Below are 14,714 nucleotides of genomic sequence, written 5' to 3'. Positions count from 1 at the left end.
GAGAGATGGAGCTCATGACCAACCAACAACGTAACGACCTATCAACCGACCAGGCACGCCCCGCGCGCCGGGTGGTAGCCGTGACCGGCGCGTCCGGTGGCATCGGCCGGGCCAGTGCGATCGCCTTCGGTCGGCGCGGAGACGCCGTGGCCCTGCTCGCCCGCGGAGAGCGCGGACTGGAAGCCGCAGCGGAGGAGGTCCGCGCGGTCGGAGGCCACGCACTCGTCGTGCCCACCGACATGGCCGACCCGGCCCAGGTCCAGGCGGCAGTCACGCGGATAGAGGACAGGCTCGGGGCCATCGACGTCTGGGTGAACGTCGCCTTCACCTCGGTCTTCAGCCGGTTCGACGACATCAGCCCCGAGGAGTTCACCCGGGTGACTCAGGTGAGCTACCTCGGCTATGTCTATGCAACCATGGCCATCCTGCCCCGCATGAAGCAACGCCGCCGAGGTGCCATCGTCCACGTCGGATCAGCGCTGGCATACCGAGGCATCCCGCTGCAGAGCGCGTACTGCGGCTCCAAACACGCCATCCAGGGCTTCCACGAATCCTTGAGGTGCGAGTTGCTGCACGACAAGAGCCCGGTCAAGGTGACCATGGTGCAGATGCCGGCGGTGAACACTCCGCAGTTCTCCTGGGTGTTGTCGCGACTGCCCCGCCGACCACAGCCGGTGCCCCCGATCTACCAGCCCGAGGTGGCCGCCGAGGCGGTCGTGTATGCCGCGGACCACCCTTCCCGACGCGAGTACTGGGTGGGGGGCAGCACCGTGGGCACCCTGGTGGCCAACGCCGTCGCGCCCGGACTGCTCGACCGCTACCTCGCCCGCACGGGCGTCTCCTCCCAGCAGACCGACAAGCCACAGCCCCCCGACGCCCCAGCCAACCTGTGGGACCCCGCCGATCAGGAGCGAGACTTCGGCACTCACGGCCGGTTCGACGGACAGTCGACCAGCCGCAGCCCCCAGGCGTGGGCATCGCGCCACCATGGACTCCTGGGGGCCGGTGCGGCACTGGTCGTAGGTGCGGTGACCGCGGCCCGAGCGCGGCGACGATGACGACGGCGACGGACCCCGGGATGCGCAGGACGATGCCGAGGTTCGGGTCGAGTGGTGACCGGCGATGAGGGTCATCGAGGCGGTCCGGCTGGCGTACGGGCTGGTCCTGATCGTGGATCCACAGCCCGCCGGGCGCGCCTTGGTGGGCCGCGAGCTGGACCGTCGGGCGTTGATCACCGCCCGCGTGCTGGGCGTCCGCCACGTGCTGCAAGCGGTGGCGCTGTCCCGCAGCGACGGGCCGCTCACCCGAAAGGTGAGCGGGGCCGTCGACCTGCTCCACGCCGGCAGCATGCTCCTGCTCGCCGCCTGGGCTCCCGGTCGGGGCCGCGTCGCCTTGACCGACGCGGCCATCGCCGCGCTCTTCGCCAGCGCTACGACGCCCACACGGGGGGCACGGACCGCGACACTGCGCGCCGGTACGCCCCCCACCAGCGGCGCGCGGGCTCGGGATCTGCTGGACCTACCCCCACCGGCCCACCCGCAAGGAACCAAGGTGCCTGACGACGAACCAGACCTCACCCACGGGGCTGCGGCACGAAGACAGCTACGAGCAGAACTTCAGGAGGCGGTGCACGACGTGCTTAAAATCGCCCCCGGTCGCACCCTGGACGAGACAAGAGCGGCACTAATGCGCGCCCTGCAGGCTCGTGGGCTGGCGCCACAACCCAGGCCCTGGATCGACGCCGTTGCCACCGACCTTGTCAACGGCAACATCTACGTCGTCAGCGGTCCCGCCATGCAGGACATCGGACTGGACCTGCCTCCCCACGGGCCGATCTAGACCTTCCTACCTAAGTGGGAAGCCCCAGCACGTACGCTTCGTCCCACTCCGAACGCTCCCCCGCGGCCCGCGCAAAGGACTCCAGAGCTTCTGCGAGGGCACGACGCCGAGCACCGCTCATGGTCGCCATCACCGCCAGAATCGACGCGCGGCGATACCCCATCACCCGCTCGACGACGTCGTGGCCAGCCGCCGAGAGATCCAAGACGAGGTAACGACGATCCACTGGGTCATCGCTGCGCTGGAGCAGGCCCGCCACGACCAACCGGTCGACCGTGCGCGTCGCGTTTGACGGGTGAACCCCTAACGCTTCTGCAACCTGCCCCAAGTTCAGCCGCCCACGACTAGCAACCAGAACCAGAACGCGAAGCTGCGGCAACGTCACGAGGTCCTCGACCTCCGCCACAGACTGCGCAATCACCCCGACCAGCACCCGCGCCGCGCGCATCACGGCATCAGCCTGCCGGTCTGGATCATCCGTCGTTGCCTGCACCTTGTCCCTCATGAGGACGACTATAGGGCGGCCTTTGCGCCGAGCCAATGATTGCGGTTGCGGCTTCATTGCTGTCGTGCGATTCTGGTAGGTAGTTGCATTAGTGCAATCATTGGTCTTAGGCACCGATACCCAGGAGTCCCAGTGCACATGCCCACCGAACGTCATGTACCCGGCACCGCCCGCGGTATCGACCGGCTGATCCGCAACGTGCGCCATGGGCGGTTCGAGCGCAGCCTCGCCGCGCTAACCGCAGCAGGTGCGGTGATCACGGCAGCCGAGATCTATTTCGAGCACGACAAGGCGAGCTTCGGCAACCCGTGGATGTGGTCCCCGGTGGCGCTCGGCCCGATCGGGGCTGTCGCGGGCGTTGCTGGAGTATTCAGCCACCGGGCCGCCAAGACAGCCTTGCCCATCGCGTCAGCGGCGATCGTGGTGAACGGCCTCCAGGGGACCTACCTGCACGCGAGGGGCGTCGCACAGAAGCCGGGCGGGTGGCGCAACTGGCGCTACAACGTGGAGATGGGACCACCCCTGCTGGCCCCGCTGCTCGTCACGCTCGTGGGCGGGATGGGTTTGGTCGCGGCCGTGCTGCGGAGGGAGAAGTGACCTCCGCGCGGCCCTCGCGTTCCTCGCGCACGACGCTGCCCCTGGACCAGGCGCACGGCGGCGGTCGCTACCCCGGCTTCGACACCCTCGCGCAATCCCGCCATTGGGACACCGCCACGACGGGTGTGGTCGCACCCCGCGTGGGCATCCCCGTCGACCTTCGCTTCTTCACGCCCGCGGAGGAGGCCCTGGCTTGTGCCCTGACAGACCTGCTACTCGGCCAGTACGAGGACCCCCGGGTACCCGTTGTGCGGATGATCGACGAACGCCTCGCCGAAGGCCAGGGCGACGGCTGGCACCACGCCGACATGCCGCCCGACGACCAGGCGTGGCGAGACAGCCTAGCCGCGCTCGACTCCGACGCCCACGACGCCTTCGGCGCCGGCTTCGCGACGTGCACGCGGGTTGAGCAGGACGCGACCCTCCGAGCCGCCCAGCACGCCACCGGATCGTGGCACGGCATGCCTTCTGCATCGGTCTGGAGCCTGTGGACCCGCTACGCAGACACGGCCTTCTACTCCCACCCCTGGGCCTGGGACGAGATCGGCTTCGGCGGCCCGGCCTACCCCCGCGGGTACAAGAACCTGGGCTTGGACGCACGCGAGCCCTGGGAGGTCGCGGACACCCGTCCGGGCCTCGACCCGACGCGCCCGGCCCAGGACCACCCCAGGAAGACGACCTAGTGGTGCGGGGCCTGGACACACGCGCGGTCCGTCAACGCAACGAGTCCGCCTGGTTGCTGCCCGCGGACGGACGCGACGTCAACCACCAGCTGCGCGCCGACATGCGCACCTTCGACGACGAGGACGAGGTGGACCTCGTCATCGTGGGCTGCGGCGCCGGCGGCTCCACCTTCATGCAACGCCTTGCCCGCCGGGGTTGGCGGGTGGTCGCCCTCGACGCGGGTCCGTTCTGGGACCCCGAGCGGGACTGGGTCAGCGACGAGGCCGGTTCGCACCACCTGTACTGGAACGAGCCGCGAGTGATCTCCGGCCAGGACCCGGTCCCGTTGGGCTCCAACAACTCTGGACGTGGTGTGGGTGGGTCGATGGTGCACTTCGCCGGCTACACGCCCCGTTTCCACCCCAGCGACTTCCGTACCATGTCCCAGGACGGCGTGGGGGCAGACTGGCCCATCGGGTACCAGGACCTGCGCCCCTACTACGAGGACATCGAGGGCGAGCTGCCGGTCGCCGGTGAGGACTGGCCGTGGGGGGACCCGCACCGCTACCCGCACTCGGCCCACCCGGTGTCCGGCAACGGTGAGGTGCTCCTGCGCGGCGCCCAGGCTCTCGGAATCGAGGCCAGGGTCGGCCCGGTCGCGATCGCGAACGGCCGGTTCGGTCACCGGGCACACTGCATCTACCGGGGCTTCTGCCTGCAGGGATGCAAGGTCAACGCCAAGGCCTCGCCACTCATCACGCACGTCCCCGACGCCCTCGCCCACGGTGCCGAGGTCCGCGCCGACTCGATGGTCACCCGGGTCGCGGTCGACGACCGCACTAGCCGCGCGACCGGGGTGCAATACGTGCGTCGCGGCGTGGAACGGTTCCAGCGAGCCCGCATGGTCGCGGTGGCCGGCTACTCCATCGAGACTCCGCGCCTGCTGCTCAACTCCGCCTCCGCACGGTTCCCCGACGGACTGTGCAACGAATTCGACCAGGTCGGCCGCTATCTGATGGTCCAGGGAGCGCCGCAGACCGCGGGACGGTTCGACGCCGAGGTCCGGATGTGGAAGGGCCCACCACCGGAGGCGAGCACAGAGGCGTTCTACGAGACCGACCCCACCAAGCCCTACAAGCGAGGCTTCTCAATCCAAACCGTGTCGCCGCTGCCGATCACCTGGGCCGAGCACGTCTCCGCGCAGGGCCACTACGGCGACGACCTGCGCCGCTACATGAGCGACTACCCCCACTGGGCCTGCCTGGGCGCCCTCTGCGAGTTCCTCCCGAGAGCGGACAACCGGGTCACCCTCGCCTCGGAGAAGGACCGCCACGGCATGCCGGTCGCGCACTTCTCCTACTCCCAAGGCGACAACGACCGGATGCTCATCCAAGCCGCCACCGAAGTCATGGAGTCCCTTCTCACGGCCGCAGGAGCCGACGAGGTCATCACCATCGACCGGTTCGCCCACCTCGTCGGCGGAGCCCGGATGGCCGCGGGCGAGGAGTACGGCGTGGTCGACGAGTCCTGCCGCACCTTCGCCGTCCCAAACCTATACATCACCGACGGCAGCGTGCTGCCGACCCAGGGCAGCGCCAACCCCGCCCTGACCATCATGTCCGTCGCGGCTCGAGCGGCGGACCTACTCGCTGCCGGCACCCGCAGCGGGCCACCGGACCCCGCTGCTCATGCGGGGCGGACCAGCCGCCGGGGTGCATCGGCCACGACGGCGTAAGAGCACATCCCCACCTTGACAACAGGAGTAGACATGGCTGCACAAAACGTCGCGGACCACCTGCTAGAACGACTGCGCGAGTGGGGGGTCGAGCACGTGTTCGCCTTCCCCGGCGACGGCATCAACGGCATCCTCGCCGCGTTCGGACGAGCCGACAACACGCCCCAGTTCGTGCAGTCCCGCCACGAGGAGATGTCAGCGTTCGAGGCAGTCGGCTACGCAAAGTTCAGCGGCCGCGTCGGGATCTGCATGGCCACCTCGGGACCGGGGGCGATCCACCTGCTCAACGGGCTCTACGACGCCAAGCTCGACCACGTGCCCGTGGTGGCCATCGTCGGCCAGACAGCGCGCAGCGGCATGGGCGGCGCCTACCAGCAGGAGGTCGACCTACTCACCCTCTTCAAGGACGTCGCGAGCGAGTTCGTCCACATGGTCACGGTGCCCGAGCAGCTGCCCAACGTGCTCGACCGCGCCATCCGCACCGCCATGGCGGAGAGGGCGCCGACGGCCATCATCATCCCCTCGGACGTGCAGGAACTGGAGTACTCCGCACCCACCCACGCCATGAAGATGGTGCCCTCGAGCATCGGCGTCCGGTGGCCGCAGGTCGTCCCAGACGACGGGGCGATCCGTGAGACCGCAGAGCTGCTCAACAGCGGCCGCAAGCCGGCGATCCTGATCGGCCAGGGCGCTCGTGGCGCCCGCGCGGAGATCGAGCAGGTCGCCGAGATTCTCGGCGCCGGGGTGGCGAAGGCCTTGCTGGGCAAGGACGTACTGTCAGACGAGCTGCCGTGGGTGACCGGCTCGATCGGCTTGCTGGGCACCCGACCCAGCTACGAGATGATGGCCGACTGCGACACCCTGCTGACCGTCGGGTCCAACTTCCCGTACACCCAGTTCATGCCCGCGTTCGGCCAGGCTCGCGCGGTGCAGATCGACATCGACGGCAAGTTCATCGGCATGCGATACCCGTACGAGCTCAACCTCGTCGGCGACGCCGCAGCGACGCTGCGGGCACTGATCCCGCACCTGCGCCGCAACGAAGACCGCGGCTGGCGCGAGACAATCGAGTCGAACGTCGCCGACTGGTGGGGGGCGATGGAGCGAGAGGCCAAGGTGGGGGCCGACCCGGTCAACCCGCAGCTGCTCTTCCACGAGGCGTCCCGGCAGCTGCCCACCGACGCCATGGTGGCAGCGGACTCGGGGTCGTCTGCGAACTGGTACGCGCGCCAGCTCAAGTTCCGAGGAGACATCCGGGGATCGCTGTCGGGGACCCTGGCCACGATGGGGCCAGGAGTGCCCTACGGCATCGGCGCGAAGTTCGCCCACCCGGACCGGCCCGCCGTCGTCTTCGCCGGCGACGGCGCCATGCAGATGAACGGCCTGGCCGAACTGATCACCATCAAGCACTACTGGCAGCAGTGGGCCGACCCCAGACTGGTAGTTGCCGTGCTGCACAATAACGACCTCAACCAGGTCACCTGGGAGATGCGGGCGATGGAGGGCTCACCCAAGTTCGTCGAGTCCCAACAGCTGCCCGACGTGGACTACGCCGGATTCGCCGAGAGCCTCGGTCTGTTGGCGATCCACGTCACCGAACCAGGACAGCTCGAAGAGGCCTGGCGTCAGGCGTTTGCGGCCGACCGCCCGACCGTGCTGGACGTGCACGTCGACCCGGATGTCCCACCGGTTCCGCCGCACGCGACGTGGACGGAGATGAAGGCCACGGCACGGTCGTTGCTCAAGGGCGACGAGGACCGCTGGGGCGTCATCAAGGAGGGCCTCAAGACGAAGGTCGCCGAGGTCATGCCCAGCGGCGGTGAAAGCTGATGTCCACCGCGCAAGACCGCCCTGCGGCGGCTGATCCAGCACGTCCCAGTCGCTCCGGCGGCACTGGGGGGGCACCGGAAGCGAACGCCGGCATAGGTGGCTTCATCCACGAACTGCGCCGCGGCGGCAACGGCATGCTGGTGCGCATCTGCGCCATCGCCGCGATTGGCGGTCTGCTGTTCGGCTATGACACCGGCGTGATCTCCGGCGCGCTGCTGTTCATCAAGAGTGACCTGCACGCCGGCACCCTGGCCCAGCAGTGGATCGTCTCCTCCCTGCTGCTCGGGGCAATTCTTGGTGCAGTCCTGTCGGGCTACCTCGCTGATGCGATCAGCCGAAAGTGGACCAAGGTCCTCTCTGGCTGCGTCTACGTCGTCGGTGCGCTGGGATGCGCGTTCGCGTTGAACCTGCCCATGCTCATCGGTTTCCGGTTCGTCTTGGGCATCTCGGTGGGTACCGCGTCGTTCGTGGCGCCGCTCTACATATCCGAGGTCGCGCCACCGCGGGTCAGAGGTGGCTTGGTCTCGTTCAACCAGCTGGCCATCACCTCCGGGATTCTGCTGTCCTATCTGGTCAACTTCGCGTTCAAGGGCGTGGAGAACAACTGGCGCTGGATGCTGGGCATCGCCGTCATCCCCGGCGCTGCCTTAGCCATCGGCATGCTGACCGTCCCGCACACGCCTCGATGGCTGATGGAGCACGACAGGGAAGACGAAGCGAGACAGGTGCTCCAACGGCTGCGCGCAGGAAGTCCTGACGCGGACGTCGACGGCGAGATCGAGGACATCAAGGAGGCTGCCAGAAGCGAGAAGAGCTCCAGGATCAAGGACCTGACGAAGTCCCGGCTGCGACCGCTGCTCTGGGTCGGTCTCGGGCTGGCACTGTTTCAGCAGTTCGTCGGCATCAACACCGTCATCTACTACGCGCCGACCATCCTGTCGGACACGGGCCTGACCAAGAGCGCGTCCATCACCCAAACCGTCTTCGTCGGCGTGACCAACGTTGTCTTCACCGCCATCGCGGTCCTGCTGTTGGACCGGGTCGGGCGCCGCAAGCTCCTGCTCATCGGCACGGTAGGACTGACCACCTCACTCCTGGTCCTGGGCGTCTACTTCTCCTCCAGCGCACTTCAAGCACACGCCGGCTACATCGCGCTCGTCGCGTTGCTGGTGTACATCGCGTCGTTCGCGATTGGGCTTGGCCCGGTGTTCTGGCTGATGATCTCGGAGATCTACCCCACCGGAGTGCGCAGCAAGGCCATGTCCGTGGCCACGGTCGCGAACTGGGCGGCCAACTTCCTGGTGGCGGCCAGCTTCCTCAGCCTTGGCCAGGTCATCACCCGACAAGGCACCTTCTTCCTCTACGCCGGCTTCGGTGTGCTAGCCATCCTGTTCTTCTTCCTCAGGGTTCCTGAGACGAAGGGCCGGTCATTGGAGGACATCCAGGGCGACCTCGTCGGCCATGACACGGCCTCCAGCGCATGAAGGCGCAGGTGGCCGCAGCGGGGTCTCGTCCAACGTCGAGGCCTGCCGTTGACGCCGTGGAGGTGAGCGTCTACACCGTGCCGACGGACGCGCCGGAGGCTGACGGGACGATGGCTTGGGATTCGACGACGATGGTGCTCGTGCAGGTCCGCGCCGCCGACACGGTGGGAACCGGCTGGACCTACGCGCCGGCCGCGGCAGGGGCGCTGATCGAGGAGCTCCTCAGTCCTGTCGTGCGTGACGAGGATCCGCTCGACGTGCCGGGCCTGTCTCAGGCAATGATCCGGGCGGTGCGGAACGCGAGCCGTCCCGGTTTGGCCTCCTACGCGATCGGCGCGGTCGACGTCTCCCTGTGGGACCTCAAGGCTCGACTGCTCGACCTGCCGCTGCACCGCTTGCTGGGCGCCGTCCGTACCCACGTGCCGATCTATGGCAGCGGCGGCTTCACCACCTACGACAACGCCCAGCTGGACTACCAGCTCGCGGGATGGGTCGAGCAAGGCATCCCCCGGGTGAAGATCAAGATCGGGGAGTCCTGGGGCGCGCGGACTGAGCGGGACCTGGCGCGGATGAGGCAGAGCCGCACCGTGATCGGCGACGACGTCGAACTGTTCGTCGACGCGAACGGCGGCTATTCCCGCAAGCGGGCTATCCGGGTCATGGACGCGGCAGCCGACCTCGACGTGCGATGGTTCGAGGAGCCCGTCTCCTCCGACGACCACGAAGGACTACGAGAAGTACGGGACGCCGTGGACGCCGACGTCACGGCCGGCGAGTACGGCACCGACCTGTACTACTTCCGCCGGCTGTGCCAGGCCGGGGCTGTCGACTGCCTCCAGATCGACGCATCACGGTGTGGGGGCATCACCGAGTGGCTGCGCGCAGCCGCGGTGGCAGCATCGTTCGGGCTTGAGGTGTCCGGCCACTGCGCCCCGCACCTGCACGTGTACGCCGCCGCAGCCACCCCCAACCTGCGTCACCTCGAGTGGTTCCACGACCACGTCCGGATCGAGTCGATGTTCTTCGACGGCACGCTCAATCCACAGGGTGGTGTGCTGGCTCCTCGCGACGACGCGCCCGGCCACGGCCTGACGCTTCGGGCCACGGACATCACCAAGTTCCGGGTCGCGTGATGGGGGTCGCACGAGAGCTGGGAGGGGTCGCCGGTTGGCTGGATGACCGCACCGGCGCTGCGAAGCCGACCGGATCCCTGCTTCGCAAAGTGTTCCCCGACCACTGGTCGTTCATGCTGGGCGAGATCGCGCTGTACTCCTTGCTGGTCCTTCTGGTCACTGGGACGTTCCTGACGGTGTGGTTCGTCCCAAGCTCTGCCCGAGTGGTCTACGACGGCTCCTACGTCCCACTGCGCGGGCTCACCGTGAGCGAGGCGTACCGGTCAACGGTCGACATCTCCTTCGACATCCGCGGTGGCCTGCTGATCCGGCAGATCCACCACTGGGCCGCGCTGCTGTTCACCGTCGCGATCGCCGTCCACATGATGCGGATCTTCTTCACCGGGGCGTTCCGCAAGCCGCGTGAGCTGAACTGGGTGATCGGGGTATCGCTTTCGCTGCTGGCGATCGTCGAGGGGTTCGCCGGCTACTCCCTGCCCGACGACCTGCTGTCCGGCACCGGGCTGCGTATTGCCAACGGGCTCATGCTCTCGGTCCCCGTGATCGGCTCATGGGTGGCGTTCGCCGTGTTCGGCGGTCAGTTCCCCGGTGAGGACATCATCCCGCGCCTGTACGCCGTGCACATCCTCCTGCTGCCCGCACTGCTGGTAGGCCTCGCCCTGGCACACGTGCTGATGGTCGTCATCCAGAAACACACCCAGTTCCCCGGCCCCGGCCGCACCAACCGCAACGTCGTCGGGTTCCGGCTCATGCCCATCTACGCCGCCAAGGCTGGCGGCTTCTTCTTCATCGTCTTCGGGGTCACCGCCCTGATCGCCGGGCTGGTCACGATCAACCCCATCTGGCTGTTCGGCCCGTACGACCCCACCGCGGCCTCCGCCGGGTCGCAGCCCGACTGGTACATGGGATTCGCCGAAGGTGCCTTGCGGCTCATGCTGCCCTGGGAGATCCACGCCTTCGGACACACTCTGAGCCTCAACGTGCTGCTCCCGGGTGTGCTGCTCATCCCGACCATGTATGTCCTGGCTGCCCTCTACCCCTTCCTGGAGCGTTGGGCCACCCGTGTAGGGCCCGAGGAGCACCATCTGCTCGACCGGCCACGGGACGCTCCGACCCGCACGGCCATAGGAGCGGCCGCCCTCGCGTTCTACATCTGCCTGTTCCTCGCCGGCGGCAACGACATCATCGCGCTCAAGCTCCACCTGTCGATCGAGGCAATCACCATGGTGTTGCGAGTGATGGTGTTCGCTGCGCCGCTGATGGTGGCGTGGGTGACCCGCCGGATCTGCCTGTCACTTCAGCGACGCGACCGCGCAGCCGTCCTGCACGGTCGTGAGACCGGGACACTATTGCGTACGGCTGGAGGCGGATTCTTCGAGGCGCACGAACGGCTGTCGCCATACGAGCAATGGCCCTTGGTGTCGCACGGACTACCCGACAGCACTGCGCGCCGCCCAGTGCTCGGGGCGAGCCCCAGCCGGCACCTCGAAACGGACCGGGGGCACGGTCCTCGACCTTCCACCGATCTCGCTGCGGAACACACCCTCGAACCCACCGCCGGCCCACTGCGGCGACTCCATCGGGCAGCCGCGCGACTGTACTTCTCCGACCAAATTTCCACCGCCTCCCCCGGAGATCAGCGGCACGCAGAAGACCTCCTGCAGGAGGAACAGGACGCCCTCCGCCATGAACGAGTCGGGGGCCCGACCCGGACCCGGCCCAGCTGATCACCCCGCAATCTTATCTGCGAGAGCGCATCTGTTGCGGAGTCACATCTAATTAGGCAGGCTGTTTGTAGGCCACGGACGCGAGCGCACTCGAGTGCGTCCTGAGGGCGCACAGCGGATGACCGTGCGAAGGAGCAAGCGATGACGGACTCGATCGATCGGATTGCGGACATCTGGGGTCCCCTGACCCCGCACGCGCGCGGCACGGCCTGGCCCGCCCGCGTCGACACCCACCTCGAGGAAGGGATCACCCCTGACTCCGTGGATCGTTGGGTCCAGTCGGCGTGCGTGCTGTGCAGCAACGGATGCGGGTGTGACATCGCGGTGAAGGACGGCCGGATGGTGGGGGTGCGGGGCCGTGGCGGCGATGTCGTCAACCACGGACGGCTGGGACCCAAGGGCTTGTACGGCAGCACCCCGTGGGCATCGTCCCCAGACCGCCTGACCCGGCCACTGGTGCGGCGGGACGGGGTCCTGGTGGAGACCGACTGGCAGACGGCGATGGGCAAGGTCGTCGAGGTGAGCAAGCGCCTTCTCGAGGAGAAGGGGCCGCTGTCACTCGGTTTCTACACCTCCGGGCAGCTGTTCATCGAGGAGTATTACGCCCTGGCCGTCATCGGCAAGGCCTGCTTGGGAACACCTCACATGGACGGCAACACGCGGTTGTGCACGGCCACGGCTGCGGCGTCGTTCAAGGAGAGCTTCGGCGCCGACGGGCAACCGGGCTCGTACACCGACATCGAGCACTGTGACGCGATCTTCCTGTTCGGCCACAACATGGCAGAGACGCAGACCGTCCTGTGGACCCGGATCCTGGACCGGACGCGTGGTCCGAACCCGCCGACCATCGTCTGCGTCGACCCACGCCGCACACGTGTCGCCGACGAGGCGATCCGCACGAGGGGCGTCCACCTCGCGGCCAAGGTTGGCACCAACCTGGCGCTGATGAACGCGTTGACCCGTGAGCTGGTCGTCAACGACTGGGTGGACCAGGAGTGGGTGCAGGCTCACACCGTCGGCCTGCAGGACCTGTTGGACACGGTCGAGCACTGCACCCCCGAGTGGGCCGGGGAGATCTGCGGTCTCGACCCTGCGGACATCCGGCGTGCGGCGCGAATCTTTGGTGAGAGCGACCACGTGCTGTCCACGGTCCTCCAGGGCTTCTACCAGTCCCACCAAGCGACAGCGGCCTCGGTCGCGGTCAACAACCTGCACCTCCTGCGCGGGCAGATCGGCAAGGTCGGCTCCGGTGTGCTGCAGATGAATGGCCAGCCGACGGCCCAGAACAACCGTGAGTGCGGAGCCGAYGGCGATCTGCCCGGCTTCCGCAACTGGGACAACGCAGCCCACGTCCAGGAGCTCGCCGACCTGTGGGACGTCGATGCGTCGGTCATACCCCATTGGGCTCCCCCGACCAACGCCATGGAGATCTTCCGCCACGCCGAGGAGGGCACCATCGGCATGCTGTGGGTGTCGGCGACCAACCCTGCGGTGTCCATGCCCCAGTCAGCCCGGATGCGCAAGATCCTCGGGGGCGACCAGTGCTTCGTCGTGGTGCAGGACCTCTTCCTGACCGAGACCGCGCAGCTGGCCGACGTGGTGCTCCCGGCCGCGGGCTGGGGCGAGAAGACCGGGACCTTCACCAACGTCAACCGCACCGTGCACCTGTCCGAGAAGGCTGTTGAACCCCCAGGTGAGGCCAAGAGCGACCTCGAGATCTTCACGCTGTACGCGGAGCTGATGGGCTTCACCGACCGCTCGGGTCGGCCGTTGCCGTCGTGGCGTACCCCTGAAGAGGCATTCGAGGCGTGGAAGGATGCGACGGCGGGACGCCCGGTCGACTACACGGGACTGAGCTATGACCAGCTCCGCGGCCCCAGCGGCATCCCCTGGCCGGTCAACGCCCAGACCGCACCCGACGGCACCGACCGGCTCTACACCGACGGCGTCTTCCCCACCCACACGGACGAGTGCGAGACCTACGGACACGACCTTCTCACCGGCGGCGCCGTCACCGAGACCGAACACCGCGCACTCGCCCCTTCCGGCCGCGCCTTCCTCAAGGGGTGCGAGTGGACCCCCGCCCACGAGGTCCCCAGCGACGAATACCCGTTGCTTTTCACCACAGGTCGGACCGTCTACCAGTTCCACACACGGACCAAGACCGGTAGGGCACGCAGGCTCAACGAGGCCGCGCCGGACGCCTGGGTCGAGCTCAGCGCCGAGGATGCGGCAGGGCTCGGTGTCACCGAGGGCGACGTCGTACGCGTCGAGTCACCTCGAGGCGCCATCGAGGTTCAGGCACGCGTGGGCCGCGTCATGCAGGGGGCGGTGTTCGCGCCGTTCCACTACGGCACGTGGGACCTGACCGCCTCCGAGGTGGACGGCCCGTCACGGCAGGCCAACGAGCTGACCATGACCGTGTGGGACCCCGTGTCCAAGCAGCCGTACTTCAAGACGGCCGCCTGCCGAGTGGTCAAGGTGCGCGACGGCGACGCCCCCTCCCCCGCACCCACCACGGCGGCCTCCGCTCCCGCGCAAGCCGACGTGCCACCGACCCGCGGAGGAACACCCACCTCCAGCCTCGTGCTCGACCCCATACCCCTATATCCGAACGACCCCGCGCAGGCACCCAGGTCCAGACGCGTCCCTGTCCTGCCGGAAGGCGACGCCGGAACGTCTGACGAGGACCGGTCATGAGCACCCACCTCGCGACCTATGTCGCGCTCATTCACGCCAGCGAAGCCACCTTGGCCGACTCCTTCGACATCATCGGCCAAGGACACGCAAACCATCCGGATGTCCTGTTCACCTGCCAGGCCCTGGCCACGATGAGCCGGAAGCACGTGGCGAAGCTGCAACCCGTGGTGGCCAGGTACGGCGAAGCCTCGGACGTCGAAGAACCACAACGCCTGCACGCCTCGGGTGTCGGAGAGGTCCGCAGCGGCGCCGTCGGCCTGCTGCGCGACCTGCAGGACCTCCACATGCTCGCGACCCTGGTCGACAGCACTTGGACGGTCATCGGACAAGGCGCACAAGGACTTCGCGACGAGGAGCTGCTGTCCATCGAGCAGACCGCCCGCAAGGACGTCTCCCGCCAGCTGGCGTGGCTAGTGACCCGGATGAAGTCCGCCGCACCCCAGGCCCTGATCGTCCCTCCCCCGGCCACTCCACTGGCATCCACCCTTCTGAGGACCTGAA

Annotated in this window: 12 protein-coding genes; 11 read left to right on the top strand and 1 reads right to left on the bottom strand. The window is 67.9% G+C overall.

Translation table 11 applies throughout. The features are described from left to right. Window positions 1-5 precede the first annotated feature (5 nt). Together AC1DX8_RS00730 and AC1DX8_RS00725 are read left to right on the top strand one after the other, a co-directional pair. The gene (locus AC1DX8_RS00730; RefSeq protein WP_477627982.1) at window positions 6-1,058 is read left to right on the top strand and encodes an SDR family oxidoreductase; all 1,053 of its coding nucleotides are present in this window, start codon (window positions 6-8) and stop codon (window positions 1,056-1,058) included. Between the two features lie 64 nt (window positions 1,059-1,122). Continuing rightward, entirely contained in the window at window positions 1,123-1,839 is a 717-nt protein-coding gene (locus AC1DX8_RS00725; protein WP_477627981.1) for a hypothetical protein, read from the top strand. Between the two features lie 10 nt (window positions 1,840-1,849). On the opposite strand, the gene AC1DX8_RS00720 is transcribed toward AC1DX8_RS00725, so the two are convergent. After that, window positions 1,850-2,344: a MarR family winged helix-turn-helix transcriptional regulator gene (locus tag AC1DX8_RS00720; protein WP_477627980.1), complete on the bottom strand. Its 495-nt coding sequence runs from the start codon at window positions 2,342-2,344 to the stop codon at window positions 1,850-1,852. A 138-nt stretch (window positions 2,345-2,482) separates the two neighbouring features. On the opposite strand from AC1DX8_RS00720, the gene AC1DX8_RS00715 reads away from it, so the two are divergent. The 9 genes from AC1DX8_RS00715 (at window position 2,483) to AC1DX8_RS00675 (ending at window position 14,713) form a co-directional block, all read left to right on the top strand. After that, window positions 2,483-2,941: a hypothetical protein gene (locus AC1DX8_RS00715; RefSeq protein ID WP_477627979.1), complete on the top strand. Its 459-nt coding sequence runs from the start codon at window positions 2,483-2,485 to the stop codon at window positions 2,939-2,941. After that, window positions 2,938-3,624: a gluconate 2-dehydrogenase subunit 3 family protein gene (locus tag AC1DX8_RS00710; RefSeq protein WP_477627978.1), complete on the top strand. Its 687-nt coding sequence runs from the start codon at window positions 2,938-2,940 to the stop codon at window positions 3,622-3,624. The genes AC1DX8_RS00715 and AC1DX8_RS00710 overlap by 4 nt, the downstream gene beginning before the upstream one ends. Window positions 3,625-3,626: 2 nt before the next feature. Further along, window positions 3,627-5,339, top strand: coding sequence for a GMC family oxidoreductase (locus AC1DX8_RS00705; protein WP_477627977.1), 1,713 nt, complete (start codon window positions 3,627-3,629; stop codon window positions 5,337-5,339). A 33-nt stretch (window positions 5,340-5,372) separates the two neighbouring features. After that, entirely contained in the window at window positions 5,373-7,169 is a 1,797-nt protein-coding gene (locus AC1DX8_RS00700; protein ID WP_477627976.1) for a thiamine pyrophosphate-requiring protein, read from the top strand. Beyond that, a complete protein-coding gene (locus AC1DX8_RS00695; RefSeq protein WP_477627975.1) occupies window positions 7,169-8,653 on the top strand; it encodes a sugar porter family MFS transporter in 1,485 nt (494 codons plus the stop codon). Before AC1DX8_RS00700 ends, AC1DX8_RS00695 begins: the two co-directional genes overlap by 1 nt. Before the next feature lie 62 nt (window positions 8,654-8,715). Continuing rightward, window positions 8,716-9,786, top strand: a complete 1,071-nt coding sequence (locus AC1DX8_RS00690) for an enolase C-terminal domain-like protein (protein ID WP_477627974.1) — start codon at window positions 8,716-8,718, stop codon at window positions 9,784-9,786. Beyond that, window positions 9,786-11,513 (top strand): cytochrome bc1 complex cytochrome b subunit, encoded by a 1,728-nt coding sequence (gene qcrB, locus AC1DX8_RS00685; protein ID WP_477627973.1) that lies wholly within the window; start codon window positions 9,786-9,788, stop codon window positions 11,511-11,513. The genes AC1DX8_RS00690 and qcrB overlap by 1 nt, the downstream gene beginning before the upstream one ends. 141 nt (window positions 11,514-11,654) lie before the next feature. Then, window positions 11,655-14,213, top strand: a complete 2,559-nt coding sequence (locus AC1DX8_RS00680) for a molybdopterin oxidoreductase family protein (RefSeq protein ID WP_477627972.1) — start codon at window positions 11,655-11,657, stop codon at window positions 14,211-14,213. Beyond that, entirely contained in the window at window positions 14,210-14,713 is a 504-nt protein-coding gene (locus tag AC1DX8_RS00675) for a hypothetical protein (RefSeq protein WP_477627971.1), read from the top strand. The genes AC1DX8_RS00680 and AC1DX8_RS00675 overlap by 4 nt, the downstream gene beginning before the upstream one ends. Window position 14,714: the final 1 nt, after the last annotated feature.

It is taken from the genome of Pedococcus sp. P2_A3, from assembly GCF_056405035.1.
This window is presented reverse-complemented; position numbering and strand designations above follow the sequence as displayed.